Raw genomic sequence first — 24982 nt, 5'->3', positions numbered from 1 at the left:
TCGCCCTCGTGCTCTCGGCAATATTCGCGGTGTCCTGTGTCTATGACGCAAGTTCAGACGAGCCTTCGCCGCTTGCGGGACTTCTGGGCGCGCTTTCAGCGATGTGACCCTGGGAGCGGCTCGGCGCATGTCGCAGCCGCTTCACACTTTCACCTCCGCGTGCCCCTCCAATCCACTTACGGAAGTTCCTTTGGGGGCAGTTCGCCGCGTTACGCTGCGACCATCGAACCGAACTTCCGACCTTCAATGAGGCCAGATCAATGCGAACAATAGAACAGATCTACGTCGACGGTGAATTTGTCATCCCGGTCGGCGATGAGCGGCTGGACCTTTTCAATCCGGCAACCGAAGAAAAAATCGGCGAGGTCCGTCTCGGCAACACCCATGATGCAAGGGCGGCGGTGGCAGCTGCAAAACGCGCTTTTCCGGCCATGGCGGCCTCGACCAAGATGCAGCGTATCGATATGCTGCGCAGCTTGCGCGATGTGGTCGCCGAGAGGCCGGATGAGCTTGCGCAAGCCATGACCGAAGAATACGGCGCACCCGCTTATTTTACGGCGTTCTCTGTTCAGAACGCCGCTTCAGTTTTTGATGTGATGGCCGAGACCGTTAGGAACTACGACTTTGACCGTGTTGTGGGCAAAAGCACGGTCAGGATGCTGCCCCGCGGCGTTCTTGCCGCTATCACACCTTGGAATAGCAATTTCGGATTTATCGCCACCAAGGTTGCCCACGCGATCGGCTCCGGTTCGTCCCTCGTCATCAAACCGGCAGAACAGAGCGCATTTCAGACGGATTTATTCCTGAGGAGGCTGCACCGGGCCGGCCTTCCGGCGGGGGTCTTCAATGTCATTAACGGCACGGGGCCCGTGGTCGGTGCGGCGCTGACGCAGAATCCCGACGTTGCGACCGTCAGTTTCACCGGCTCCACTCAGGCCGCAAAAATAATTCAGCGCTCCGCGATCGACGGCATGAAAAGATTGGTTCTTGAGCTCGGAGGAAAGGCGCCCACAATCATCCTTCCGGACGCCAACCTCGAAACGGCGATCCCTGTTGCCCTGATGTCAGGTTTTGCAAACAGCGGTCAGGCCTGCGTCGCGGGCACCCGCATCATCGCCCCTCGGTCCCGCCTTACAGAGATTTCGGAGAAGCTCCGGATGGAGACTGGGAAATTCAAGGTCGGCAACCCCCGCGATCCGGAGGTTCGGATAGGACCTCTCGCGAACGCTGCGCAGTGGGAGAGGATTCAGGCCTATATCCGACTCGGCATCGACGAAGGGGCGACCCTGCTGACGGGCGGCACCGGGCGGCCGGCTGGAATGGAAAAGGGCTGGTTCGCCCGTCCAACAATCTTTGCCGGGGTCAGGAACGACATGCGCATCGCCCGCGAGGAGATCTTCGGCCCGGTCCTCTGCCTTATTGCCTATGACAACGAAGACGAGGCCATCGAGATCGCTAATGACAGCGATTATGGACTTCAGGCATATGTGCTCGGATCCGACCTCAGGCGCGCCGAAAAAATTGCCGAAAGGTTGGTGGCAGGCCGTGTCGTCATCAACGGCGCTCCTCATGATCCCCGCGCGCCCTTTGGCGGTTTCAAACAGTCTGGCATTGGCAGGGAAATCGGTGCCTTCGGCCTCGATGGTATGCTCGAACCGCGCGCCATTCTCACTCCGTGACACCAATTTTTTCCAAGCCGATACCGGCGCGCTCCGGTCTGCTGCACGCCGCAGCGTCAGCCGTCTGAAAGCCGACGTTCGGTGACGCAACACCAGGTCGAACCTAGCAGCCGGGACACGAGCAACATCTACCAGTCTCGGGTGCGAATAATTGCAAAAACTCATCATATGGAGAGAAATATGACCTACATACTTCATCCGGCGGAAACCGGGCGCGGCACAGCGATGGTGCTTGGGTCTGCCATAGCCGTACTGATGGCCTTTTTCCCGGCCCTGGCAGCGGAAACTGCCAAACCATCCCAATCACAGACAGCCCGGGAAGACGATAGCATTCACCCGTTCCAAGTGCATATTGACCAATCACAGATTGACGACCTCAAGGCGAGAATCAAAAATGCACGCTGGCCGGACAGGGAGACCGCGGGGGATATCTCCCAGGGCATCCAGCTCTCGCGGGTTCAGGACCTCGTTCGATACTGGGGCAGCGCCTATGACTGGCGAAACGCCGAGAACGAGCTCAACGCATTGCCTCAGTTTATCACCAGTATCGACGGTGTAGACATCCACTTTATTCATGTGCGCTCACGCCACCCCAATGCCCTGCCTGTCATCGTTACCCATGGCTGGCCGGGTTCAATCTTCGAGTTCACGAAGGTTATCGGCCCGCTGACGGATCCGACCGCTTATGGGGGCAAAGCCGAAGACGCATTCGATGTGATCATTCCGTCGATACCCGGTTATGGTTTTTCAGGTCATCCAACAGATCTCGGCTGGGGACCGGATCGTGTTGCACGCGCTTGGGACGTTCTAGTGAAGCGTTTGGGCTACACACGTTATGTCTCCCAAGGTGGCGACCATGGCTCGGTCATTTCCGATGCTCTCGCACGCCAAGCTCCGAAGGGTCTGCTTGGCATCCACCTCAATATGCCGGCCACAGTTCCCGGAACGCTGATGAGGGGTATCAGCAGCGGTGACGCTGCGCCGGCAGATCTCTCGCCTCCCGAACGAGATGCCTACAACGCTCTGCAGACGTTTTTCGGCAGAAACGCTGCTTACGGCGCGATGATGGTCACGCGACCGCAGACGATCGGATATTCTCTCTCGGACTCTCCCATTGGTCTCGCATCGTTCATCTATGAGAAGTTCGCGCAGTGGAGCGACAGCAATGGTGAACCCGAAAGTGTTCTTTCAAGGGACGAGATGCTCAACGATATCACCTTATACTGGTTGACCAACAGCGGCGCCTCTGGCGCACGCTTCTATTGGGAAAACAACAACAACAACTTCAGCGCGGACGCCCAGAAGACCCGCGACATTAAGATCCCCGTCGGTATCACGGTGTTTCCCAAGGAGATCTACCAGGCGCCCGAGAGCTGGAGCAGGCAGGCCTATCCGTCACTCGCCTATTATCATCAGGTGGATCACGGCGGGCATTTTGCAGCCTGGGAGCAGCCCGATATTTTCTCCCGTGAGCTGCGGGAAGCTTTCCGAAAACTGCGCTGAATCCCGTCAGACAAGCGCGGGATCAGCCCGCGCTTCACCACCTATTGCGTCTGGTCTTTCTATAACGCAAAGAAGCCGCCCCCGATTTGGGGCGGCTTTATACCAAGCCGAGCCATTTCAGGCGGCAGCAGCAATCCGTTCCTTCATCCACTGATCCAGCGACAGTCGCAGGGTTAAACGTTCGACCTCATCGGTTGAGGCAATTCCAATCAGGTATCTTGCGGCATCGACGGCCATGGCGCAGCCGATCGGAAGACGATTATCTTCGCAAAACTCATTTAAAACCTTGCGGATCTCCAGGAGCGATACGACTTCGTTGGACATCACGGTTCTCCATACTTGATAGCGACGTTGTGCCAATCGATGGGCAAGTCTTGTGTCTGGAGTTTTTCGTCAAAAGCCGGGAATGTTACCCGGATGTAGTTTCACCGGTTTGCGATACAATAAACGACTGTCAACGGTGGCGATCGACGCACACGGCTGGCACTTTGGTGCTGGGACTTGACCGAGACTGCTTCAGCCCGGCGTCGCCCTCAATATCCCGCCCTGTTCTGCACGAGAGCGGAAGCTCAAGCTGGATATCCTCCATCTCCGGCAGGCTCGCGATCCCGTCACGAAGGAGAGGAGTTTCATCAGCTGGTCTGAACGGCATCGAAATCTCCTTCTCCGCGGGAACCGGCCGCCGCCCGCTTTCGCTGGCAGCGGCGCCTTACGCGATCAGCCTTTCACAAAAGCCAGCAGATCGGGATTGATAACGTCTGCATGGGTGGTGAGCATACCATGCGGGTAACCTTTATACACCTTCAGCGTCCCGTTCTTCAGAAGCTTGACCGACAATTCGGCGGAGGCCGCAATCGGCACGACCTGATCGTCATCGCCGTGAAGGACAAGCGTGGGCACCGAGATTGCCTTCAGGTCTTCCGTCTGATCGGTTTCCGAGAAAGCCTTCACGCCATCGTAATGGGCCTTGGCGCTACCCATCATGCCCTGACGCCACCAGTTCTGGATAACACCGGGATAGACCTTCGCGTCCGGACGATTGAAACCGTAGAAGGGGCCGGTCGGGACATCTAGGAAGAATTGGGCGCGATTATCGGCGACGCCCTTGCGGAAACTGTCGAAGACTTCGATCGGCAGGCCGCCGGGATTGGAATGCGTCTTCAGCATCAGCGGCGGAACAGCGGAGACGAGCACGGCCTTGGCGACACGGCCGTGCGGCTCGCCGAATTTTGCGACATAGCGGGCGACTTCGCCACCGCCTGTTGAGTGCCCGATATGAACCGCATTTCTGAGATCGAGATGTTCGACGACGGCAAAGGCATCGGCGGCGTAATGATCCATGTCGTGCCCATCGCTCACCTGCTCCGACCGGCCGTGGCCGCGGCGGTCATGCGCCACGACGCGATAACCGTTCTCTACAAAGAACAGCATCTGCGCGTCCCAGTCGTCGGATGACAATGGCCAGCCATGATGGAAGACGATCGGTTGGGCATCCTTCGGGCCCCAGTCCTTGAAATAGATATTGACGCCGTCCTTGGTCTTTACGAATGATTCAGTCATTGGAAATGCTCCTTCGGTGGGAGATGGGGTGGAGTTTGAAAAAGCTGTCGATGGTATGGCCATCGCCGTGGAAAGTGCCGCGCCCGCCAGCAGCAGGTGCCGTCTGGAAAGCGCGAGCTCGATGAGATTGCCGGCCATTTCCTTGTCCTGCGTTCAGCGCGCATGGCGCGTGGTTTCAAACAGAAACCATGTGCGCCGCTCGGTCTCGTCGATCCAGTTCTCGATCAGACTGGTGGTCGCGTGGTCGTTGAGGTCGGAGGTAAGGCTGTGCGTTTGCCGAAGGATGGCGGTCAGCTGTTTGTTATCCTCGCGCAGTTCGGCAAGCATATCCTCAGGCGTGACGAAGTCGGCGTCATTATCGAGGAGGCGCTGGAGGCGAGCGATATGTCCGATGGAGCGGATGGTGGTACCGCCGATCTTGCGCGCCCTTTCGGCGATGTCGTCGGTCATGGCAAAGATCTGGGCGCCCTGTTCGTCAAGCAGCGTGTGATAGTCGCGGAAATGCGGACCGGAAACATGCCAGTGGAAGTTCTTGGTCTTGACGTAGAGCGTAAAGACATCCGCCAGCAGGGCGGTCAACGCCGCGGCAATGTCGCGGCTTGCCTCCGCTCCGAGATCGGTCGGGGTTGCAAGTGGAAGCTTGCGGTTTCTGGAAGCTGTTGTCGTGTCCATGATCGTTCTCCTTTGGCACTTGACCGCCCGTTGTTGAGCGTCCCTGTTGCGGCTGTCTGATCGGCCTCGAGAATAGGGAGAAGAACGGGTGAGGAGAAATCGGCTGCTGGTACAGTCTACCCGATACCTAAGTGTAGTTTCGGCTAGCGCCGGCCCGGGATAACGTTTGCCCGTCGCCCCGCCCCTCGGCGATTGGCTCACAGAAGCCAGAAGCTCCGGCGTCCCCTCCCCGGAGCCGCGGATCTCCCTCCCGATCCGCAAAAGGCCGCCCCCGCCGCAGGAGGCGGCCTTTTCGTTTCGCCCTCTGGTGAGCAGGCAACCTATGCATGAGTATGATGTTTAAGCTTGCGTACGTGGGCTACCGTCGTTGCCCACGACAATCGCCAGGCTGCAAAATCGAAGGACTTCCTACATGACAGAACAACGCCCGGAAGGTATCGAAAAATATGATCATCCCGCCGGCGGCTGGGATGCGTTGAAAGCCGTCGCGAAAACCCTCGCCCACCAGCAGATCGTCGCCCAGGGCACCATGACGCTGCTCAAGGCAAATCAACCCGAAGGCTTCGACTGTCCCGGCTGCGCCTGGCCCGATCCCAAACACACCTCATCGTTCGAATTTTGCGAAAACGGCGCCAAGGCGATCACATGGGAATCGACCGCCAAACGATCCGGACCTGAATTTTTCGCACAGCACACGGTCTCCGAATTGTGGCAGTGGACCGACCACAAGCTCGAGGATGCCGGAAGGCTGACCCTTCCGCTACATTACAAAGCCGAGAGTGATCGCTATGAGCCGATCGCCTGGGACGATGCATTCCGCCTGATCGCGCAGGAGCTCAACAAGCTTGGTGACCCAGACATGGCGGAGTTTTACACGTCAGGCCGGGCGTCCAACGAGGCTGCTTTTCTCTATCAGCTTTTCGTGCGCGCCTTCGGGACGAATAATTTTCCCGATTGTTCCAACATGTGCCATGAGGCAACCAGCGTCGGCCTTCCGAAATCCATCGGCGTCGGCAAAGGCACAGTGACGCTGGAGGACTTCGATCATGCGGATGCGATCTTCAGCTTCGGCCATAATCCGGGCACCAATCATCCCCGCATGATGACGACGCTGCACAATGCCGCAAAACGCGGTGTGCCGATCGTCGTTTTTAATCCGTTGAAGGAACGGGCTCTGGAGCGTTTCGCCGCGCCGCAGGACCCGATCGAAATGGCGACGCTCTCTTCCACTCCGATCGCCTCCGCCTATTATCAGCTGCGCACCGGCGGCGATCTCGCCGCCCTGAAGGGCATCATGAAGGCAGTGTTTCAAATGGATGCGGAAAGCCTCGATGCAGGCGGAGCCGGCGCACTGGACCGGGCCTTCATCGAGCAACATACCTCAGGCCTCGACGTGCTGCGCAGCGATATCGACGCCACCTCATGGGATACGATCTGCTCGGTCAGCGGGCTGACGAGGGAGGCGCTAGAGAGCGCTGCCCGGGTTTACGTGAACGCCTCCAATGTCATTATCTGTTACGGCATGGGTATAACACAGCACGCCAAGGGTACGAGCAATGTCCAGCAGATTGCCAATCTATTGCTTCTGCGCGGCAATATGGGCCGCCAGGGTGCGGGGATAGCGCCCATTCGCGGTCATTCCAATGTTCAGGGCGATCGCACTGTCGGCATCACCGAAATCCCGAACAAGGCGCTGCTGGATGGCATGGAACGCGCCTTCGGTTTTCGCCCCTCCGCCGAAAAAGGCCACAATGCCATAGAAGCCGTCGAGGCAATCATCGCCGGAATATCCCGGGCGCTCATCTGCCTTGGCGGAAACCTCGCCGTCGCTATGTCGGATACCGCCGCGACCTTCGAAGGTATGCGCAAACTCGATCTCGCTGTCCACATTGCAACGAAGCTCAATCGCTCGCATCTTCTGACGGCACGGACATCGCTGATTTTGCCCTGTTTCGGGCGAACCGATCTGGATACACAAGCCTCCGGCCCGCAGGCGGTGACCGTCGAGGATTCCATGTCGATGGTGCATGCCTCACGCGGTTTCCTCAAACCGCCAGGCGAACTTGTGCGGTCGGAGCCCGCAATCATCGCCGGCATCGCCAAGGCAACCATCGGAAACCGTCACGGCATTGACTGGGACTGGCTGATTGCCGATTACGATCGCATCCGCGACAAGATCGAAGAGGTCTTCCCTGACTTCAGGGATTTCAATAGCCGGGTCCGCGTGAAGGGCGGCTTCCGCCTTGATGTCGCAGCCTCCTTCCGCCGCTGGAACACGGAGAGCGGCAAGGCCAATTTCCTTGTCGCCACCGGGATCGAGGAAGATCCGCTGATCTCCAATCCGGACGCCCTCGTGCTGACGACCATCCGCAGCCACGACCAGTACAATACAACGATCTACGGCATGGATGACCGTTATCGCGGCGTCTTCGGTCGCAGGGACGTCATCTTCATGAATCGGCAGGACCTCGCCGAACGGGGCCTGAAGGATGGCGACCGCATCGATATTCACGGTATCGCCAAAGACAGTGAGGGGCGCCACCTCGTTCAGGGTTTCACGGCTGTTGAGTACGATATCCCGAAAGGCTCGGCAGCGGGTTATTATCCCGAGATGAATGCGGTGGTGGCGCTAGACCGTTATGATCGCCTTTCGGGAACGCCCTCCTATAAAGGCGTACCGATTACGGTGAGTGCAGCAGCTGTCTGACGAGCCAAGGGCCGGTGCGCATTGCAGAGGCCATGGGTGCCTGTGGACGACAGGTCCTGGATGCATATTTTTGCATATGGCCCCGCACCCATTTCCCGCTATCCTGATGTTAAGAGGGCGGTGGCAACCAAGACCTATGTATAGGTCAGGTTGTGCTGAAAAAACCGTATTGTCGGCAAAAATCGCATCGGGGGAACAATGTCGATTGCGTCAATGATGTTTCGCGCGAGAGAGCCGGAGGATGGAGCCCACCATCTGTTTTTTGGAGTTGGCGCGCTGGTGCTGGCAGCAGGTGTATTTTACGTCGACACCTATACCGACATAGAAGGCGCGATCGCCGTTCTTTATGTGATCACGGTTCTTCTGGCCGCGCAGGCCGTGAGCTGGTCAGGACTCATCGCGACCTCCTGCACCTGCGCCATTCTATCGCTGCTGTCCTATGCGGCGACCCATGCGCAGGACGCCGACTTCCAGTCTGCCCTTCGATTGGTGGTCGCCCTTGCAGCGCTGGCCGTTACCACCATGCTGCTGCTGAAAACCGAAACCGCGCGGCTGGCGATGCTGTCCGTCAACGCGGCGCTCAAAGAAAGCGAGGAGCGCTATCGCTCCATTTTCGACCGCACGCGCGTGGCGCTCTGGGAGCGGGACTATTCGAAGCTTCACGCCCTGTTGATGGGCCTCAAGCAACAGGGCGTCACCGATATGCGCGCCCACGCACGCGCCAATCCGGGTTTTACGCAGCAATGTATCGACCTCATTACCGTCGTTGCGTCGAATGAGGCCGGAAAGGAAATGCTCGGTTACGACTCCTCTCTGCGCGGAACTCTTCAGCGGTCGATCGTTTCGTCTTCCGGAAAATTCGTCGATGTCCTGCAGGCGATCATCGATAACCGGCGTGTTTTTGAAGACAAGGTGGTGGTGCGCACGGAAAGCGGTGAAGACAAGCTGGTGCTTCTTTCCATCAGCTTTCCGGCCGAGGCGGCAGCCTTCAATCGCGTGGTGGTGAGCATGGTGGATATCACCCAGCGCGAAATGGCGCTGAAGGCGCTGGCCGAAGCGCAGGCAGAGCTGACGAAGGCTTCAAAGGCCGCGGCGGTGGGCGCCATGTCAGCATCGCTCTCCCACGAATTGAACCAGCCGCTTGGGGCCATCATCGTCAATGCACAGACATTGCTGCGGTGGCTCGACCGCGATCCGCCGGATCTCGCCGCGGCCCGCCGTTCGGCCGAACGCATGATCCGTGACGGCCAGCGCGCCAGCGACATCATCCAGAACACACGCAGTCAGCTCGCCCATACCAGCGGCAAGACGGAAACCTTCGATCTCGACGAGTTCATTGACGAAACGCTCAGCCTTCTCGAACACGAGCTCGCGCGCAGTGGCACCATCGTCCACGTGGATAAACAGGCCACTCCGCCAATAACGGCCGTCAGGATCGAATTGCAGCAGGTCCTCATCAACCTTCTCACAAATGCCATTCAGGCGATGGACGAGGCAGGCAGCATCAATCGAACCATCACGGTCCGGAAAAAACGCGAAGACGGTCACAATATCCATATTGCCGTTCACGACAATGGACCGGGTTTCCCCGCGCAGATGAAGGAAAAGCTGTTTTCACCATTCTACACGACAAAGGAGACAGGGATGGGCATGGGGCTATCGATCTGCCGCACCACTCTGGAAGCGCGCGGCGGCAGGCTGACCGGTGACAATCACCCCCTCGGCGGGGCGGTCTTTACCATTTCCATGCCGATCAGCCAGGAGATGGAACATGCCTGACCCACGCAAGCAGGCGAAGGAGCCACCCCAACCCGTCGTTTTCATCGTCGACGACGACGTGTCGATGCGCGAGGCGCTGACCGATCTGTTTCGCTCCATGAAGTTTGACGCCGAAGCTTTCGACAGTGCCACTGCCTTCCTCGAAAAAGCCAACCTGAACCGGCCGGGTTGTCTGCTGCTCGATGTGCGGCTTCCGGGCATCAGCGGCCTCGACTTCCAGATGCAGCTGGAACGCGTCGGCAACAGGATGCCGATCATTTTCATGACCGGCTTCGGCGATATCCCGATGAGCGTGCGGGCGATGAAAGCCGGCGCCGTGGATTTCCTGACAAAGCCCTTCAAGGAACAGGACATCCTGGACGCCGTCGCGGCAGCGATGGAACGCGATGCATCACGACGCCGCGAAAGCGCCCAGAACGAGGCCGTCTCCTCCCTTGCCGAACAACTGACGCCGAGGGAACGCGAGGTCATGAACGCCGTCGTCCGCGGTCTGATGAACAAGCAGATCGCCTATGAGCTAGGCATCAGCGAAGTCACGGTAAAACTGCACCGCGGCAATGTGATGCGCAAGATGGAAGCGAGATCGGTCGCCGATCTCGTTCGCAAGGCGGAACTGATCGGCGAGAAGATGCGCCCACCTGTATCTTAGTATGGTATCTTTGAGGGCGGCATGGGCGCATAGAGGAAGAAAGAAAAACAGAAAAGGTCGCTTTCATTGCCCCCCGTTCCCGTCATTGCCGTCGTTGACGACGACCCTGCCATCCGTGAAGCCATGGACGATCTCATCATGTCCTTCGGTTACCAATGCCGCCTGTTTGCTTCTGCCGAACAGTTTCTGGACGCGCAGCAGCAGGCGGACATTGACTGCATCGTTGTGGATGTGAAGATGCCCGGCCTCTCCGGCATCGAATTGCAGAGTGAGTTGAACCGGCGGGGCGAGCATGCGCCGATGATTTTCGTGACCTCCTATGAGGATGACCGCACCCGCAACGCCGCCCTGAGCGGCGGCGCCCTCGCCTTTCTGCGCAAGCCGGTCAATATCGGCAAACTGATGGGATGCCTGGAATCGGTTCTCGGACCGCAGCCCTGACCTTCGGTTGACGCTCTCCCTTCGAACCCTGTTTTTTATGCCCCGGCCCCGTGCCGCCAGGGCACGCATTGCCGTTGACGGAACTCCTCCCGGCGTTTGCCATACCGCCACGACCTTCCGCCATACCAACTAGACCTCTGTATAGGTGCCCGCAGCGCTGACCCGACGTAGCCTTGTCCCAGTCAAACGCCTCCCTCCCGGACGGTCCTGACGACACGATCATCCATTTTGAGGAGCAGGGCATGACCTCCATCAGTCAGAAGACAGACGAGCGCAAACCTCGACATCTCAAGGTCGCAACGGTGCTGGCATTGGGCGCGACCGCAGTGCTCGCCGGCAACGCTCTCCTGATCAGGAATACCGAGCCGGCGCTTGCCGCCTCTGAAAACGTTGCATCGGCCAGCGCCTTCCGCATCCTCACGCCGCAGGCGATCGACAGGCTGGCCGGACTTTCGGGTCCTGTTGCTCCAGGGGAGGATGCGGCAACAGGCGTGTCAGCTCCGGCAAATGACGAAACGTCCTGCATCGCCATCCGCGCCGCCCGAAAAACGGACCGGTACGAGGCGCTCGAGCCAAAAGCCTTCTGTCAACTGCAGCACCGTCTCTTCAATGCCGAGCTGATTGATCGCATTGCCGCGCTCCAGCTCGCATCACAACCCGACGATACCGATACCTCGTCGCAACTCGCCATGAACAAGGAGTTCTGAAATGGAAGCTTTGACCAGACGCGCAGTCCTCGCAATCGGCGCCGTCGGCGGCACCGCGCTTGCCGCCAGCACCGCCGGTGCGGCATCTTTCGGCAATCCCGATCAGCCTGCGGAGGGAGCAATCAACGCCAATGCCGCAGGGCTCAGCGATCCCGGCCCGAAGAACCCTGCTATCAACGACCAGTTCCCCTCCTTCCAGAGCCCGCCCGCGACGGATGTCGGCGACATGCAGCTCTTCTGGGGTTCGTTCAACAATGCCGCCAAGCGTATCCAGAACGGCGGCTGGGCACGTCAGGTGACCAAATCCGATTTCGCGATTTCGGATGCCGTGTCCGGGGTCAACATGCGACTGGGACCGGGCGGCATTCGCGAGATGCACTGGCACCGCGCCGCGGAATGGGCGATCATGACCAATGGACGCTGCCGTATCACCGTGCTCGATACCAAAGGCCGTGCTTATGTCCAGGACGTCGAGGCCGGCGATCTCTGGTATTTTCCGGCCGGTTATCCCCATTCGCTGCAGGGACTTGGTCCCGATGGTTGCGAATTCGTGATCGTGTTCGACGAAGGCGACCAGTCCGAATATGGCACCCTGCTACTGACAGACTGGCTGGCGCATACCTCACCTGAACTGCTGGCGAAGAATTTCGGCGTCGAGCAGGATGTGTTCCGCAATATTCCACTGCAGAACCTCTGGATTTTTCAGGGCAAGGAGCCTGGACCTCTCTCCAGGGATCAGGAAGCCGTTGCCGGTGCGGGACTTCCCCCTCACCCCTTCACCTACAAGCTCGCGGCCTCCAAACCGCTGAAGGAAAACGCCGCTGGTGTCATTCGCCTTGCCGACAGCAGCGCCTTTACCGTGTCCAAAACCATCGCCGCCGCCATCGAAACAATCAAGCCCGGCGGGGTGCGCGAAATGCACTGGCACCCCAACGCGGACGAATGGCAATACTGGATCAAGGGTGAAGGCCGGACGACCGTGTTCGACGCCGGTCCGCGCAGCCAGACCGCCGATTTCCGCGCCGGCGACATTGGCTACGTGAAACGGAGCCAGGGCCACATCATCGAGAATACCGGCAAGACCGACCTGCAGTTCGTCGCGGTCTTCAAGACGGCAGAGTATCAGGAAGTCAGCCTCTCTTCCTGGCTCACGCATACCCCGCTGGCGCTCGTTGCCCAGCACCTGAATGTCAGCATCGAGGATGTCGCCAGGTTTCCCGCAAACCAGCCGGCAATCATGCCAGGCTGAAGATCCTCTCCTTCCGCAGGGGCCGGCGTCTCGGCATATCCGATCCGCCGGCTTTCTCCCGTCGAGATGAACGAACGATCGCCAGATCGATATCAAAAGGCAGGTACGGCCATGAAACCCCTGAAAATCCGCATCGCTGGCGGCTCGCTTGCCGGGCTTTTCACCGCGATACTGCTTCAGCAGGACGGACACGATGTAAAGGTGTACGAACGCTCGTCATCCGGGCTTGCCGGGCGCGGCGCGGGACTGGTGCCTCAACAGGATCTGTTCGACGTTCTGAGGGAAATCGGCTGCGAAGACGTTGCCCAGATCGGTGTGGTTGCGAAGGAGCGCATCTACCTCGATGCCGGGACGCATTGCCCAGCGCCAGCAAACACCGCAGACGCAGGTCTCATGGGACTACCTCTTTGAGAGCGTATCCTCACGCCTCCTCTCCGATACCTATCGTCTCGGCCATCACGTCAACGCTTTTCGCGAAGACCCGCAGGGAGTGACGCTCTCCTTTGCCGATGGCATGGAGGAACGTGCTGACCTCGTTATCGGCGCGGATGGTTTGGGTTCGGCCATCCGCAGCGCCGTCAACCGCCATTCGGCAAACGCCTATGCGGGCTACGTCGCCTGGCGCGGGCTGATCCCCGAAACAAGACTGCCTGCCGACGCCGCCCTGCTGCTGGACCGTTTCGCCTTCTACATCACGTCCGGAATTCATGTTCTGGGTTATCTCGTGCCGGGATCGCGCGGCGAGACCCGGCCGGGACAGCGTCGCTACAACTGGGTCTGGTATCGTCCAACGCCTGCAGAAGATCTTGCCCGAACCTTCACGGGCCGGGACGGCAGGCATTTCGAGCATTCACTCCCCCGCGGCGAGCTCTCCGACAGCCGGAGGGCGCAACTGCGCGAAGAGGCTTTTTCCCTTCTGCCGCCGCAAATGGCGCTTGCCGTGGACGTAGAGGAGACGCCATCGATCCAGGGGATTTTTGATTACCAGGCGGAACACATGGTCTCCCAGCGTATCGCTCTGGTCGGAGATGCCGCCTTTGTCGTTCGTCCCCACACGGCAATGGGTGTCTCAAAGGCGGCAGGCGATGCAATGGCGCTGCGCGGCGCCCTGCGGCAAACGGACGACCTTCCTGCCGCCCTTGCGCGGTATCAGAACACCCGCCTGCCGGTGGGCAAGGCAATCGCCGCCTATGGACGCCGGCTTGGCGAAACCGCGATGTGAATACGGGTGAAAAATCGGCAACGCTCCCGCCTTGCGCCCCTGCGTGTTTGCGTTACGCTTGCAACCGGGGAATTTCTCAATGGAGGGAATAAGGCATGTGCAATAGCTGCGTGATCGAGAACGTCAAACAGAACATGCTGTCACGGCGCCTGCTGTTCAAGGGTGCCGTGGCGGGTGTAACGGCGATGGCGGCGGGAAGCCTCGCGGCCCCGGTTCTGGCGCAATCGCCCAGACAGGTCGTCGATCTCACCCATACCTACGATTCCACGTTTCCGACCTTCGACGGAAAACCCGGCATTGAGATGGAGTGGGCAGCAGATATCGCCAAAAGCGGCTATCAACTCCATAAGCTGACCATCTTCGAACACACCGGAACGCATATCGATGCGCCTTTCCACTTCAGCGCAGATGGCGCCAGCGTCGATCAGCTCGAGCCGCAAAAGCTCGTCGCCCCTCTGGTCATCATCGACATTACGGACCGCGCGAGGGAGGACGCCAATTCCACGGTCGAGGCAGGCGATATCGAACGCTGGATATCGGAAAATGGCGACATTCCGGCAGGCGCAATCGTGGCTTTGCGCTCCGGCTGGGCGACAAAGGTGAAAAGCCCGGCCTTCCGTAATGACGATGCCGGAAAATTTGCCTTCCCCGGCTTCGGCAAGTCGGCCACCGACCTCCTGCTCAAGCTGGATACAGTCGCCATCGGCGTCGACACACTCTCGCTGGATCCGGGCAATTCTGCAGACTTCGCTGTCCATAATTCCTGGCTACCCGCTGGGCGCTACGGGATCGAGGGACTGAACAATCTGGAAGCACTGCCGGCCAAGGGGGCGACCATCATCGTCGGCGCGCCTGCCCACCGAGGCGGAACAGGCGGACCAGCCCGTATTTTGGCTCTGATCTGACGCCGGTAGAGTTTGCCGCTAACCCGAAATCCGCGACGGATGCCATCCGCCTGCCATCGCAGGTACAAAAGGGATTCTAAAATGAAAGGCCTTCTGAAGACCCTCGTTTTGCTCCTTGCGCCATGCCTCTTGAGCGGGGTTCAAGCTCTTGCCGCCGACAGCGTGGTCGTTCCCGGCTACGCCCCGGAAATTGGAAGGGAATATCTCTACCGTTCCCATAAAACCACCTCCACCGACATGTCGTTGTGGTTCGACAGGCCGGCAGCGATCATGCGCGGAGATTTCCGGCAGCGCATGACGGTCCTGTCGCGGGATGCGGAGGGTATGCGAGTGCGCTGGTCCCTCAGCGCAGATTTGCCACAGGACGCCGAGGGCGCTGCAGACACTTACGCCATGAACGCTCTCTATCGGAACTCTCTGTCGGCCTATGGCGTCCGGCAGGTGGAATATGAAGCGGGACTTAACGGCTTTCCTGGCAAACTCGTCGGATTGGATGTGATCCTCGGCAACCTGCGCAACACCTCGGTCGTCGGACCGGATGGCAGCGTTGCGAACCAGCCAGCGGGTTTGCGCGATATCCTCGAGGGCATCAAAAGCAATCCAGTCCTGGTTATTCATAATCTCGCACCGGAGGCAGAACTTCTTTCCACAGTACAGGAGCAGGAAAGTTCCACATACGAGATCGGCCACTCCGGTACGGCGTCGGTGGTGGAATATGCGCGGGGAACGCCCATTCCCGTCGCCATCGAATGGACGCTCGAGACCGCAGATATCTCCGGACAAACAGCCACCTTCAGCCTGCAAAAAACCTACGACCGCGTTGCGCTCCAGCAATCACAGGCTTCTGCGGCGGAAGGAGTGATCTCAAGCTTCGGTGAAAAGGCCAGACAGCTTGGCGACGAGCAACTGGCGGCCGCCAGAAACGCAAGCAAAAATGTGCAGATGACTGTCGTCATGTCACTGCGCGATGGATCGACGCTCGAAGCGACGGAAACAGTTTTGGCGGAAAGCGGCGGCATTAAAATCAGGACCCAAACCCATGTATGGCGTGAGGACCTGCCACGGAATCTGCCGGACCTGCCGGACTGGAACAGTCAAACCGTATCTGCAGCCTCCATTGATCCGTTGCCGGAACGTGGCGCCAATGCGGCCCTCACGTCACGGCTTGCCGCGCCAACGGCACTTGAAGAAGGACAGGCGGCCTATGACAGCGGCAATTATGGCGCCGCCCTGCGCTCGTGGAAACCGCTCGCCGATGGGGGAAGCGCGGCCGCGCAATATAGGGTTGCCGTTCTTTATCAGGCGGGTCTGGGGGTCGACCGTGACACCGCACTCGCCGCCGCATACATCCGCAAAGCGGCGGATCAGGGCTGGGCGGAAGCGCAAAGCAGCCTCAGCGATCTCTATGCGGTCGGCCAGGATGTTCCGCAGGACCTGGAACTCGCCGTGTTCTGGGGCCGCAAAGCAGCAGAGCAAGGGCTGGCCGTCGCGCAGTACAATCTGGGGTACAGCTACGAAAGCGGCCAGGGGGTCGCTCAGGATTATGCGCAGGCGTTGATCTGGTATCGTCGCGCCGCCGATCAGGGTTTTGCAACCGCTCAGTACGCTCTCGGCCTGCTCTACGATCAGGGTCTCGGCGTTACCCGCGACGATGGTGAAGCAGTCAGCTGGTATAAAAAAGCCGCCGATCAGGGGCTTGCCGTCGCCCAGGGCAATCTAGGGAACATGTATGCAATGGGACATGGCGTTGCGCAGGATCGGGCCGAGGCCATCACATGGTTCCGCAAGGCCGCCGATCAGGGACTTGCGACTGCGCAGGAATCGCTGAAAAGGCTGGAGCAACCCTAGCTGTGGCCGGGTCGCTTCCTGACCGGGGGCCGATGATGCCCCGGTCCTCAGCGAGCTACTTTCCGCAGCGATTTTTCAATCTGCCCTCCGCAATAAGCGTCGCCATAGTCGTCAAAGGCGCGGCGGCTCAGGGCGGCCAGCGGGGCCGTCTTTTTCATTCGGCTGGAATAGGCCCAGATGACGGGCGACGCGTCCTCGATTATGCGCCTGATGACTGGAAAGCGGTCTGCAACTGTCGTCCAGAGAATGGCCGTGACGACATCTGCAACGCCGGGTGTCTCCGTTCCCAGCATGAACCCCGAATCGGCGGTCAGACCGTGTCTCGCCCCGGTGTCCTCGAAAATCCGGATCCAGTCCCGCAACCGCGGAACGAACGCCTCCCATTTTTCAGGGGTCCACATCTCGCGCCCACCATCGAGCGTCAGTTCATCGATCACATCGTTGGCATCGTTTACGATCTTGGCAGTGAGCGCGCGGCCCTCGGCGCCCGGCGGCAGAAGCTGCAACCGCTCGCCGAGATAGAGGGCGATTGCGGGCATCTGCGAGAGTGCGAAATTGCGCTCTCGATCGATCAGCACCGGCGGTCCCACGAAAGCTATGGGCTGCTTGCCGGCATCACGGCCCATGATCTCCTCGATTGCACCGGCATCGTGTTCGTCCCAGGTACACCCGCCATGCGCTAGAATTCCACGAATGAACTGGCCTCGGAACGGGACCGGCCAGTAATAGAGTTCGAAGTTGCTCATTGCGGGCTCCTCATTGCGGTGCGCGGCGCGGGCGGCAGGTACGGAATAGGGGCATCACCGGTGTGAAACGCGGATCGCACCGGCGTCACCAAGGCTGCGCTGGACAGCCGCAATCCGGCTGGATGCAATATCGGCGGACACCTCGATCTCTCCCTCATGCGGCGCGTCGCTGCGAGGCAGGTCACCACGTGAAGATTGGGTGCCGGTCGTGTTCTGCTCTGATGTGGACTGGATGAAGATATCTGGACGGGAGATCCCGTGCTGCTGGACCAGATGCTCGACGGCGATATCGGCTGCCTCGCGTGTCTCGAAAATGGCGCGAATGGTGACGGTGGCATCTTCGGCCATGGCTGTTCTCCCTTCAGGCTTAACTCACCCCCCCAAACGCCCGGAGAGGCTGGTGGTTTCCAGCCTCCATCAGTTTTTGCTCGGAGATACGGGTCCGTAGCGGAAAAGTCGTGCACGGATCGACGATGCGGCACGGCAACGCCGGAGCATCACTTGCTCCGGCATTGCTTTGTCACGCGACCAAACCCTTGGTAAGTTCCAGGGCCTGCCGCTCGAACAACCGGCGATAAATGCCGTTATTGAGCCGGATCAGCGCCTGATGGTCGCCCTCTTCAACGATCCTGCCCTTGTCGAATACGAGCAGACGGTCCAGCGCCCTGACCCTCGAAAGCCGGTGGGCGATGACCAGCGTGGTGCGCCCTTCCATCAGGCGTTCCATGGCCCGCTGGATCTGCACCTCGCTTTCGCTGTCGAGGCTTGAGGTTGCCTCGTCAAGGATCAGCACCGGCGCATCCGCCAGGAAGGCGCGGGCGATCGCGACCCGCTGGCGCTCCCCGCCCGACAGCTTGACGCCACGTTCGCCCACCATGGTCTCATAGCCCTTGGGCAGGGACATGATGAAGTCATGGGCGCTGGCCTGTTTCGCCGCCTGCTCGATTTCGCGCCGCGACGCGTCCGGCCGGCCATAGGCGATGTTTTCCGCCAGTGTGCGATGAAACAGGATCGGCTCCTGCTGCACGATGGCAATCTGCCCTCGCAGGCTCGCCTGGGTGACATCGGCAATGTTCTGCCCATCGATGCGGATTGCACCGGACCTGATATCGTAGAGGCGCTGGATGAGCTTGACGAAGGTCGTCTTGCCAGAGCCGGAGTGGCCGACCAGTCCCACACGCTCACCGGGTTTTATGGTGACTGAGAAGTCATCATAAAGCGGCGTGGCGTGCGCGCCATACTGGAAGGTGACGTGATCGAAAACGATCTCGCCTTTTCCAATATAAATCGGTTTCGCATCCGGCCGGTCCTCGACGCCAAGCGGCATCTTGGAAAGCAGCACCAGCTCTTCCATATCGTTGACGGCGCGCTGCAGGTTGCGGATATCCTGCCCCACGTCCCGCAGATATCCCTGCAGCACGAAGAACATGGCCAGCACGAAGGTGATGTCGCCCGGCGTCGCGAGCCCCTGTCGCCACATGATGAGGCCGGTGCCGAGAATGCCGGCCTGCATGGAAACCATCATGAAGCTCTGGATCGTGCCGTTTATCGTGCCGCGTTTCCATGTCCTGCGCGTGCGGTTATCCCACTTCACCAGCACCTGGCCGAGCCGTGTTTCTTCACGCGTTTCCGCGCCAAAGGCCTTCACGACCGAATTGCAGCTGATGGCATCCGCCAGCGCGCCGCCAAGCCTCGTATCCCAGGCATTGGCAAGCCGTGCGGCCGGCGAAACATATCCCATGGAAAGCCCCACCGTCACACCGACATAGATCAGCGAGCCGAGACCGACGATCAGGCCCATGACGGGCCAGTAACTGCCGAGAACGATGGTGGCGCCCACCAGCATGACGAGCGATGGCAGAAGCGCAATGAGCAGGAGGTCATTGAGCGAATCGAGCGCCCACATGCCACGCGTGATCTTGCGCACCGTGGAGCCGGCAAAGCTGTTCGCGTGCCAGTCCGTGGAGAAACGCTGCACCTTGTGAAAACCGTTATTGGTAACATCCGCCATGGTTTTCAACGTCAGCCGGATGATGCCGTTGAAGATGAACCAGCGCAGCGCGACGCTGGTCAGCCCCAGCGACACCACGATGACGAAGGCGCGCAGCGCCTGATCCGCCCCATCACCCCCGGCGATGGCATCGACGATCCGCCCGGAGAAGACCGGCACCATGACTTCGGCCAATGTGCTGGCGATGACCAGAACGATGATGAACCCCACCAGCGCCGGCCGGTGGCTCCAGTGGTGAAAGACAAAGCCGAGCACATGGCGATAGGCATCGGCGCGGAAATCGAGCTTCTTGCGAGACATTTTTACCAGCACGGCGCCATTCTGCTCGGCGACCGGTCCTTGAAATGGAAGTTGGAAGGCACAGCCCGGGCGGGAGACAAAATGATCCCGTCAGATCAATCGGACTGTGAAGGAAAACAAAACCGCATGTCGGGCGCGCAAAAGGCGGGCCGCGAATGGATATGACCTAGTGTCTGGTCATTCCCTGCGGGAGGATTTCGATGAATGCTGGTGTCATGCAACGCCTCCCTTGGTTCGATCTGACGCGGTAAAGAAATTTCTAGCTGAACCTGGCAGACTTGCCAAGCCGGTTTTTGCAACCTTGTGGCAAGTGATGCGAAAACGCCACATTGGCGCTTGGCGACTATATAAGTGGCCGATGCGGCCCGGTCACGGCCTTATGATGCCAGAAGCCCCGCCGCGCCCCTCTAGGGACGCAGCGGAAATCGGAAGATCGGTCTATCAAGCCCGATCAATCCATCTGGACATTTGCCGCCTTGACGACGGGTTCCCACTTGGCGATTTCAGCCGAGACATGGGTTTTCAGCTCCTCTGGCGTGGAGGCGACGATTTTGGCGCTGAAATCCGCCATGCGGGCGGCGACGGCCGGATCGGCAAGCGCTTTCTTGGCGGCGGCATTCAGCTTGTCGACCACCTCGGCCGGCGTTCCGGCCGGTGCGAAAAGCGCGTTCCAGGTATAGGTCTCATAACCCGGTACGGTTTCGGCGATCGTCGGCAAATCCGGGAAGGATGAAGCGCGCTCGCTGGTGGTCACGCCAAGTGCCCGCAGGGTGCCGGATTTCATATGGCCCGACGAAGACGGCAGATTATCGAACATGATGGAAATCTGGTTGCCGAGAAGATCGTTGAGCGCCGGGCCGGAACCCTTGTAGGGCACGTGCTGCATGCTGACGCCAGCCATGCTCTTGAACAGCTCGCCGGAAAGATGAAGCGGTGTTCCGTTACCGGAAGACGCATAGGCGTGTTTGTCCGGCTCGGCTTTCAACAGTGCGATCAGTTCCTCGACGCTGTTGACGTTGAGCTTCGGGTTAACGACCAGCACGTTCGGCACCACCACCAGCAATGAAACCGGAGCAAAGTCCTTTTCGGGATCATAGGGCTTGGTCTTGAGGATGAGCGGGTTGAGAGCATGGGTCGCCACCGTGCCCATCAGGATCGTATAGCCGTCCGGTTCCGCGCGGGCAACGCGGTCGGCGCCGAGATTACCGCCTGCGCCGGCGACATTTTCAACAACGATCTGCTGGCCGAGTTCGTCGCCCATCTTCTGAGCGATGACGCGGGCGACCACATCGGTGGAGCCTCCGGCCGCAAAGGGAACCACCAGCGTTATCGTTCGATCCGGAAAGCCCTGCGCGCTCGCCGTCATTCCCAACATGCCGAAAGAAACTGCCGCCGCGGCAAGTTTCAACACCATGCGCCGTTTCGAAAACCGGTAATTCATGAACCCTCCTGTAACATGGCCTCCCCGCCATGGCGGCATAGTAGCTCAAATGCACCTGAGGGCAAGCCGCCGGGAAACATGGCCCGGCGGCGAAACGCGGCTAGGCTTTCATGCGCTCCTCCACGACCCGCCAGTTGACCAGCTTGTCGAGCACGGCGCGGATGTGTTCGGCCTTGCGGTTTTCATAATCGACGTAATAGGCATGTTCCCAGATATCGATGCCGAGATAAGCCGGCCGTCCGACGGCGACAGGGTTGTTGCCATCCTCATAGCCGATCAGCGCAAGCCCGCTGTCGTCACGCGTCAGCCACACCCAGCCGGTGCCGAACACGGTGTCCGAGACATCGACGGCGCGTTTGACGAAGCCGTCATAACCGCCAAAGGCCTTGTCGATTGAAGCGGCGAGATCGCCCTGCGGCCGGTTCGGGCCGCCCGGAACGAACTGATCCCAGTAGGCAACGTGGTTCCAGGCCTGGGCCGCATTGTTGAAGATCTTGACGTCCGCAGCCTCCTTCGACCGGGCGGATTCGACGACGATGCGATCGAGCTCCATATCGGCATAACGGGTGCCGGCGGCCAGCGTATTGAGCTTGTCGTAATAGGCCTTGTGATGCTTGCCATAATGCAGCCCCACCGTCTTTGCCGAAATCACCGGCGCCAGATCCGCCTCGGCGAACGGAAGTGCCGGCTGGCTGAGGGGAAGCGCCGCCCGCGCCACGTGCGGACGGGGAAAGATGGCTGCGGAAGCGGTTGCCGCGCCGGCGGCGAGAATCGTGCGTCTGGTAATCTCCATGATGGTCCTCCTTGTCAGTGACGATTAAGGCAAACCCTGAAGGACGCCGGAAGTTGCCTGGATTTTCCCGAATTGTCCGGGCGGATATCCCCCGTCAGAAACCCCGGGGCCATTTCGCAAAGAAGGAAAGCAAAAAGGCCCTCCGGATGGAGGGCCTCGTCTGGTCAATAGCGGTAATAATCGCGACGGTCTCGCCAGTCACGATACTCCCGCCGGTCACGCCACTCGCGCCATTCGCGCCGTGCCTGACGTTCGCGCCATTCGCGGCGACCCTCCCAGCGATCGCGCCGGTCCCAGCCACGCTCGTAGCGCGGTCCGTTCGGGCGGCAATAGCCGCGGGGTGTCAGATGAAAGCCGCGGCCGCAGGCATAGTCCACATTCTGAATGTGGGATGCCGAAGGTGCGGATGGTTGACCGACGGGCATGGCGTTCGCGCCAGTGCCCAACAGGGCGCCGAGAATTACTCCAGCGGTTAAAATCATCTTACGCATCGCATCTCCCTCCTTATGGGATAGAGCGATTTAGCGCCTCGCCGGGTGAACTGTGGCTGAATGAATCTGGGTGTTTTCGTGGCAATTCGGCGGCAGCGCCGACTAATGAATTTCCGGAAAAACCGCCCTATCCCGACTTGCCGAATTCCTTTCTCAGCTTGTCCTTTGCCTCCTCCAGAACCTCTTTACGCTCCTTCGGAAGTTTGCCACCTGCCCGATTGATATAGAAAACAAGCATCGACATTGCCGAGCGGAACGGGTTGGCCTTGCGCCGTGTCGAGTGTTCCGCCGAGGCTTTCAGCGACCGGGCAATGCCGGTGGGATCCTTTTTCGTGAAAACATCCTTCTCGAGATCAAGCGCATCGCTTTCGCTGGTTACCTTCTGCGACCACTTCTTTTTCTTCTTGCCCTTTTTCATCGGTCTTCTCCCGACCCGGCGTCATTTTCGCTTCGGATCATGCGTGTGGTGGCTGTCGCGCTCGCCGCCACCGCCGGAGACCTTGCTTTGGGAGCGCCTGTCGCTGTCTGCCGGCGGCTTCTTGATGTCCAGCGGCGCCTTGGCGTTCTCATGGGACGCGCCGGGGCCGCCCTGGCGGATACTTGCCGGTGTCTTTGTCGAGGTCGACATCGTTTCCTCCTGTCCTATTGGTCGTCCTTGGTCTTCATCGCGTCGGAGACGCGTTTTTTCCTTGGATCGCGCAGATTTTCGCCCACGGCGTCCCTGTCACGTTCTGGATCGTCCTTGGGCTTCAGGTAGCCGCGCGGCCTGTTTTCTTCCGGCCCCTCCCAGCGCGGCGATTGGTCGGTGGTGCCAGGCGCACCGTCGCTTGGCGAATTATTACCCATTTTTGCCTCCTCAGTCGTTTCGCTGATCCCGAACCACTCAGCCCGGGCAATGTTCCCGGCCCGGCGACCGGGGCGAATTTTTCGAAACCATTCCGCCGGGTCGAAGTTAGGCGGTTTTGACACAAACTGGTGGAGCACGATGATGACGGACAAACCCCATGAGCCCGATCGCATCTCCCGGATCGTGTATGAGCAGCAGCAGGACTTCCTGAGGCGGTCGTCGCTGCAGTTCCTTGAATGCGCAATCCATCTCTGTGCGACGAACATGAGCATTTCCGAGCTTGCCGGGCGGCTGGAAAAGCAGGCGCAGATTTTGCGGGAATTCGGTTAGCGGCGGGCGGAAACCCGCCGGAAGCCGTCAGGTTCTGGGGACACTTCAATGCCAAGGTTTTTCTTCAGCATCGTCAGTGGCCAGCATATGCTCGATGATGACGAGGGAAGTGATCTCGCCTCGCTCGATCAGGCCATAGAGGAAGCCCACAAGGACGCCCGCGAACTGATGAGCGAGGCGATCCTTCAGGGACGCGACATCTCGGAAGGATGCGTCGTGATCCGCAATTCGGCCCGCGAGCTCTTAAAAGTGGTTCCCTTCGCCGACGCCCTCGACAGGAAGCCCTGAGGGCATGGGAATCTCTGCCCGCCATTGCGCCATCAGGCTTTCATATTCCCTTTCGGGGACACCATAGGTCACCCCCGCTGTCTCCTCGAGCACCTTGCGATCGATGATTCGCACATTGCCGCGTGTTGCCCGAATGGCCCGCATGCCCTCGAGGATATGCAGCTCATTGGTGATTCCCGGCCGTCGCACCCCCAATACACTCGACATGAACTCATGCGTAATGGGCAAATCATCGGTGTCGAGCCGGTCGTGGCACATGAGCAGCCAGCGGGACAGCCTTTCACGCAGGGCATATTGTCCGTTTGCGAGGACAAGCTGACCCACCTGAAGCAGACAGATATTGATATATCCCAGCAACAGGTCGCGAAGGCGTGCGTCCCGTTCCATCTCGCGCCTGAGATCGGCTGCAGCGATGACGAACCCCTCGCCCGCGACGCCCATCGTCGTCTCGTCGGGCGTTGTCCGCGCGCCCAGCAGAACAGGCCATCCGGTCATGCCCTCGCGGCCGACAAGCATGTTCTCCATGCTTTTGCCGCCTTCCGTCCGGGCCACGGACGAAGCAATACCGCTCTCAATGAAACAGACGCGCGAGATGGGCGTGTTGGCGCCGACCAGTTGATAGCCCACGGGCAGATTGATCATCTCCATCCGGGCGACCAGCCGCGAAAACCCCTCTTCACCCAACGCCCTCAGCAATCGGTTGCGCGCAAAAATACTCGATCCAGGCATAACCGTTACCCGCTTCCCCCTCGCTCGACGACACCAAACGCGCGGCAACTTAGCAGCTTGAAATTGCAAGGAAATGCCATGTACG

General features: G+C 59.8%; 25 protein-coding genes and 1 pseudogene. 13 read left to right on the top strand and 13 right to left on the bottom strand.

The genetic code is table 11. The annotated features are described in order from the left end of the window. The first annotated feature begins 260 nt into the window (after window positions 1-260). Together EYD00_RS23195 and EYD00_RS23190 are read left to right on the top strand one after the other, a co-directional pair. Complete coding sequence (locus EYD00_RS23195; RefSeq protein ID WP_034497768.1) at window positions 261-1679, top strand: aldehyde dehydrogenase family protein; 1419 nt, start codon at window positions 261-263, stop codon at window positions 1677-1679. 180 nt (window positions 1680-1859) lie between these two features. Next, window positions 1860-3182 carry an epoxide hydrolase family protein gene (locus EYD00_RS23190; RefSeq protein WP_034497770.1) on the top strand — a complete coding sequence of 441 codons (1323 nt, stop codon included), beginning with the start codon at window positions 1860-1862 and terminating at the stop codon, window positions 3180-3182. Between the two features lie 117 nt (window positions 3183-3299). On the opposite strand, the gene EYD00_RS23185 is transcribed toward EYD00_RS23190, so the two are convergent. From EYD00_RS23185 to EYD00_RS23170, 3 genes are all read right to left on the bottom strand, one after another. After that, on the bottom strand, window positions 3300-3506 hold the full coding sequence (locus EYD00_RS23185) for a hypothetical protein (RefSeq protein WP_034497773.1): 207 nt from the start codon (window positions 3504-3506) through the stop codon (window positions 3300-3302). Window positions 3507-3899: 393 nt separating this feature from the next. Further along, window positions 3900-4880, bottom strand: a complete 981-nt coding sequence (locus tag EYD00_RS23175; protein ID WP_034497775.1) for an alpha/beta fold hydrolase — start codon at window positions 4878-4880, stop codon at window positions 3900-3902. A 15-nt stretch (window positions 4881-4895) separates the two neighbouring features. Further along, complete coding sequence (locus EYD00_RS23170; RefSeq protein WP_034497777.1) at window positions 4896-5414, bottom strand: Dps family protein; 519 nt, start codon at window positions 5412-5414, stop codon at window positions 4896-4898. 412 nt (window positions 5415-5826) lie between these two features. On the opposite strand from EYD00_RS23170, the gene EYD00_RS23165 reads away from it, so the two are divergent. The 9 genes and pseudogenes from EYD00_RS23165 to EYD00_RS23125 all read left to right on the top strand — a co-directional run bounded on the left by EYD00_RS23165 (window position 5827) and on the right by EYD00_RS23125 (window position 16921). After that, entirely contained in the window at window positions 5827-8121 is a 2295-nt protein-coding gene (locus EYD00_RS23165) for an FdhF/YdeP family oxidoreductase (RefSeq protein WP_034497780.1), read from the top strand. 198 nt (window positions 8122-8319) lie between these two features. Continuing rightward, window positions 8320-9900 carry a PAS domain-containing sensor histidine kinase gene (locus EYD00_RS23160; protein WP_034497783.1) on the top strand — a complete coding sequence of 527 codons (1581 nt, stop codon included), beginning with the start codon at window positions 8320-8322 and terminating at the stop codon, window positions 9898-9900. Then, the gene (locus EYD00_RS23155) at window positions 9893-10549 is read left to right on the top strand and encodes a response regulator transcription factor (RefSeq protein WP_034497785.1); all 657 of its coding nucleotides are present in this window, start codon (window positions 9893-9895) and stop codon (window positions 10547-10549) included. Before EYD00_RS23160 ends, EYD00_RS23155 begins: the two co-directional genes overlap by 8 nt. A 66-nt stretch (window positions 10550-10615) precedes the next feature. Continuing rightward, on the top strand, window positions 10616-10990 hold the full coding sequence (locus tag EYD00_RS23150; RefSeq protein WP_004444449.1) for a response regulator transcription factor: 375 nt from the start codon (window positions 10616-10618) through the stop codon (window positions 10988-10990). 242 nt (window positions 10991-11232) lie between these two features. Continuing rightward, entirely contained in the window at window positions 11233-11697 is a 465-nt protein-coding gene (locus tag EYD00_RS23145; RefSeq protein ID WP_034497789.1) for a hypothetical protein, read from the top strand. A gap of 1 nt (window position 11698) precedes the next feature. Beyond that, window positions 11699-12946: an oxalate decarboxylase family bicupin gene (locus tag EYD00_RS23140; protein ID WP_034497791.1), complete on the top strand. Its 1248-nt coding sequence runs from the start codon at window positions 11699-11701 to the stop codon at window positions 12944-12946. Between the two features lie 111 nt (window positions 12947-13057). Further along, window positions 13058-14168 (top strand): annotated as a pseudogene (locus tag EYD00_RS23135) (FAD binding domain-containing protein). 95 nt (window positions 14169-14263) lie between these two features. After that, on the top strand, window positions 14264-15073 hold the full coding sequence (locus EYD00_RS23130) for a cyclase family protein (protein WP_034497793.1): 810 nt from the start codon (window positions 14264-14266) through the stop codon (window positions 15071-15073). Window positions 15074-15154: 81 nt separating this feature from the next. Beyond that, on the top strand, window positions 15155-16921 hold the full coding sequence (locus EYD00_RS23125) for a tetratricopeptide repeat protein (RefSeq protein WP_286084897.1): 1767 nt from the start codon (window positions 15155-15157) through the stop codon (window positions 16919-16921). 47 nt (window positions 16922-16968) lie between these two features. On the opposite strand, the gene gst is transcribed toward EYD00_RS23125, so the two are convergent. The 9 genes from gst to EYD00_RS23080 form a co-directional block, all read right to left on the bottom strand. Beyond that, on the bottom strand, window positions 16969-17667 hold the full coding sequence (gene gst, locus EYD00_RS23120) for a glutathione transferase, Atu5508 family (protein WP_034497795.1): 699 nt from the start codon (window positions 17665-17667) through the stop codon (window positions 16969-16971). A 54-nt stretch (window positions 17668-17721) separates the two neighbouring features. Further along, window positions 17722-18015 carry a hypothetical protein gene (locus tag EYD00_RS23115; protein ID WP_034497797.1) on the bottom strand — a complete coding sequence of 98 codons (294 nt, stop codon included), beginning with the start codon at window positions 18013-18015 and terminating at the stop codon, window positions 17722-17724. A gap of 172 nt (window positions 18016-18187) precedes the next feature. Further along, window positions 18188-19978: an ABC transporter ATP-binding protein gene (locus EYD00_RS23110; RefSeq protein ID WP_034497799.1), complete on the bottom strand. Its 1791-nt coding sequence runs from the start codon at window positions 19976-19978 to the stop codon at window positions 18188-18190. A 451-nt stretch (window positions 19979-20429) separates the two neighbouring features. Beyond that, on the bottom strand, window positions 20430-21419 hold the full coding sequence (locus tag EYD00_RS23105; protein ID WP_004444466.1) for a Bug family tripartite tricarboxylate transporter substrate binding protein: 990 nt from the start codon (window positions 21417-21419) through the stop codon (window positions 20430-20432). 100 nt (window positions 21420-21519) lie between these two features. Further along, window positions 21520-22212, bottom strand: a complete 693-nt coding sequence (locus EYD00_RS23100) for a superoxide dismutase (protein ID WP_034497801.1) — start codon at window positions 22210-22212, stop codon at window positions 21520-21522. Between the two features lie 164 nt (window positions 22213-22376). Next, window positions 22377-22703: a GCG_CRPN prefix-to-repeats domain-containing protein gene (locus EYD00_RS23095; protein WP_022563936.1), complete on the bottom strand. Its 327-nt coding sequence runs from the start codon at window positions 22701-22703 to the stop codon at window positions 22377-22379. A 127-nt stretch (window positions 22704-22830) separates the two neighbouring features. Continuing rightward, a complete protein-coding gene (locus EYD00_RS23090; RefSeq protein WP_004444471.1) occupies window positions 22831-23121 on the bottom strand; it encodes a DUF3175 domain-containing protein in 291 nt (96 codons plus the stop codon). A gap of 21 nt (window positions 23122-23142) precedes the next feature. Next, the gene (locus EYD00_RS23085) at window positions 23143-23331 is read right to left on the bottom strand and encodes a hypothetical protein (protein WP_034497806.1); all 189 of its coding nucleotides are present in this window, start codon (window positions 23329-23331) and stop codon (window positions 23143-23145) included. 14 nt (window positions 23332-23345) lie between these two features. Then, entirely contained in the window at window positions 23346-23549 is a 204-nt protein-coding gene (locus EYD00_RS23080) for a hypothetical protein (RefSeq protein ID WP_022563935.1), read from the bottom strand. Between the two features lie 142 nt (window positions 23550-23691). Here EYD00_RS23080 and EYD00_RS23075 point away from each other — a divergent pair, with 142 nt between their 5' ends. Next, window positions 23692-23880, top strand: coding sequence for a hypothetical protein (locus tag EYD00_RS23075; protein WP_004444474.1), 189 nt, complete (start codon window positions 23692-23694; stop codon window positions 23878-23880). A gap of 48 nt (window positions 23881-23928) precedes the next feature. Beyond that, window positions 23929-24168, top strand: a complete 240-nt coding sequence (locus tag EYD00_RS23070; RefSeq protein WP_034497809.1) for a DUF6894 family protein — start codon at window positions 23929-23931, stop codon at window positions 24166-24168. Here EYD00_RS23070 and EYD00_RS23065 read toward each other — a convergent pair. Further along, a complete protein-coding gene (locus EYD00_RS23065) occupies window positions 24124-24897 on the bottom strand; it encodes a Crp/Fnr family transcriptional regulator (RefSeq protein ID WP_034497811.1) in 774 nt (257 codons plus the stop codon). The two genes, EYD00_RS23070 and EYD00_RS23065, sit on opposite strands and share 45 nt — an antisense overlap. Window positions 24898-24982 lie beyond the last annotated feature (85 nt).

Source organism: Agrobacterium sp. 33MFTa1.1, assembly GCF_004328495.1.
GTDB classification, from domain to species: domain Bacteria; phylum Pseudomonadota; class Alphaproteobacteria; order Rhizobiales; family Rhizobiaceae; genus Agrobacterium; species Agrobacterium pusense.
The sequence above is the reverse complement of the archived record's forward strand: the minus strand, read 5'-3'. Positions and strand labels throughout refer to the sequence as shown.

Excerpts from the sequence above, each read along its gene's own strand:
- EYD00_RS23195 (WP_034497768.1), top strand. The coding sequence starts at position 261 with ATGCGAACAATAGAACAGATCTACGTCGACGGTGAATTTGTCATCCCG.
- EYD00_RS23190 (WP_034497770.1), top strand. The coding sequence starts at position 1,860 with ATGACCTACATACTTCATCCGGCGGAAACCGGGCGCGGCACAGCGATG.
- EYD00_RS23185 (WP_034497773.1), bottom strand. The coding sequence starts at position 3,506 with ATGTCCAACGAAGTCGTATCGCTCCTGGAGATCCGCAAGGTTTTAAAT.
- EYD00_RS23175 (WP_034497775.1), bottom strand. The coding sequence starts at position 4,880 with ATGGCCGGCAATCTCATCGAGCTCGCGCTTTCCAGACGGCACCTGCTG.
- EYD00_RS23170 (WP_034497777.1), bottom strand. The coding sequence starts at position 5,414 with ATGGACACGACAACAGCTTCCAGAAACCGCAAGCTTCCACTTGCAACC.
- EYD00_RS23165 (WP_034497780.1), top strand. The coding sequence starts at position 5,827 with ATGACAGAACAACGCCCGGAAGGTATCGAAAAATATGATCATCCCGCC.
- EYD00_RS23160 (WP_034497783.1), top strand. The coding sequence starts at position 8,320 with ATGTCGATTGCGTCAATGATGTTTCGCGCGAGAGAGCCGGAGGATGGA.
- EYD00_RS23155 (WP_034497785.1), top strand. The coding sequence starts at position 9,893 with ATGCCTGACCCACGCAAGCAGGCGAAGGAGCCACCCCAACCCGTCGTT.
- EYD00_RS23145 (WP_034497789.1), top strand. The coding sequence starts at position 11,233 with ATGACCTCCATCAGTCAGAAGACAGACGAGCGCAAACCTCGACATCTC.
- EYD00_RS23140 (WP_034497791.1), top strand. The coding sequence starts at position 11,699 with ATGGAAGCTTTGACCAGACGCGCAGTCCTCGCAATCGGCGCCGTCGGC.
- EYD00_RS23130 (WP_034497793.1), top strand. The coding sequence starts at position 14,264 with ATGTGCAATAGCTGCGTGATCGAGAACGTCAAACAGAACATGCTGTCA.
- EYD00_RS23125 (WP_286084897.1), top strand. The coding sequence starts at position 15,155 with ATGAAAGGCCTTCTGAAGACCCTCGTTTTGCTCCTTGCGCCATGCCTC.
- gst (WP_034497795.1), bottom strand. The coding sequence starts at position 17,667 with ATGAGCAACTTCGAACTCTATTACTGGCCGGTCCCGTTCCGAGGCCAG.
- EYD00_RS23115 (WP_034497797.1), bottom strand. The coding sequence starts at position 18,015 with ATGGCCGAAGATGCCACCGTCACCATTCGCGCCATTTTCGAGACACGC.
- EYD00_RS23110 (WP_034497799.1), bottom strand. The coding sequence starts at position 19,978 with ATGTCTCGCAAGAAGCTCGATTTCCGCGCCGATGCCTATCGCCATGTG.
- EYD00_RS23105 (WP_004444466.1), bottom strand. The coding sequence starts at position 21,419 with ATGAATTACCGGTTTTCGAAACGGCGCATGGTGTTGAAACTTGCCGCG.
- EYD00_RS23100 (WP_034497801.1), bottom strand. The coding sequence starts at position 22,212 with ATGGAGATTACCAGACGCACGATTCTCGCCGCCGGCGCGGCAACCGCT.
- EYD00_RS23095 (WP_022563936.1), bottom strand. The coding sequence starts at position 22,703 with ATGCGTAAGATGATTTTAACCGCTGGAGTAATTCTCGGCGCCCTGTTG.
- EYD00_RS23090 (WP_004444471.1), bottom strand. The coding sequence starts at position 23,121 with ATGAAAAAGGGCAAGAAGAAAAAGAAGTGGTCGCAGAAGGTAACCAGC.
- EYD00_RS23085 (WP_034497806.1), bottom strand. The coding sequence starts at position 23,331 with ATGTCGACCTCGACAAAGACACCGGCAAGTATCCGCCAGGGCGGCCCC.
- EYD00_RS23080 (WP_022563935.1), bottom strand. The coding sequence starts at position 23,549 with ATGGGTAATAATTCGCCAAGCGACGGTGCGCCTGGCACCACCGACCAA.
- EYD00_RS23075 (WP_004444474.1), top strand. The coding sequence starts at position 23,692 with ATGACGGACAAACCCCATGAGCCCGATCGCATCTCCCGGATCGTGTAT.
- EYD00_RS23070 (WP_034497809.1), top strand. The coding sequence starts at position 23,929 with ATGCCAAGGTTTTTCTTCAGCATCGTCAGTGGCCAGCATATGCTCGAT.
- EYD00_RS23065 (WP_034497811.1), bottom strand. The coding sequence starts at position 24,897 with ATGCCTGGATCGAGTATTTTTGCGCGCAACCGATTGCTGAGGGCGTTG.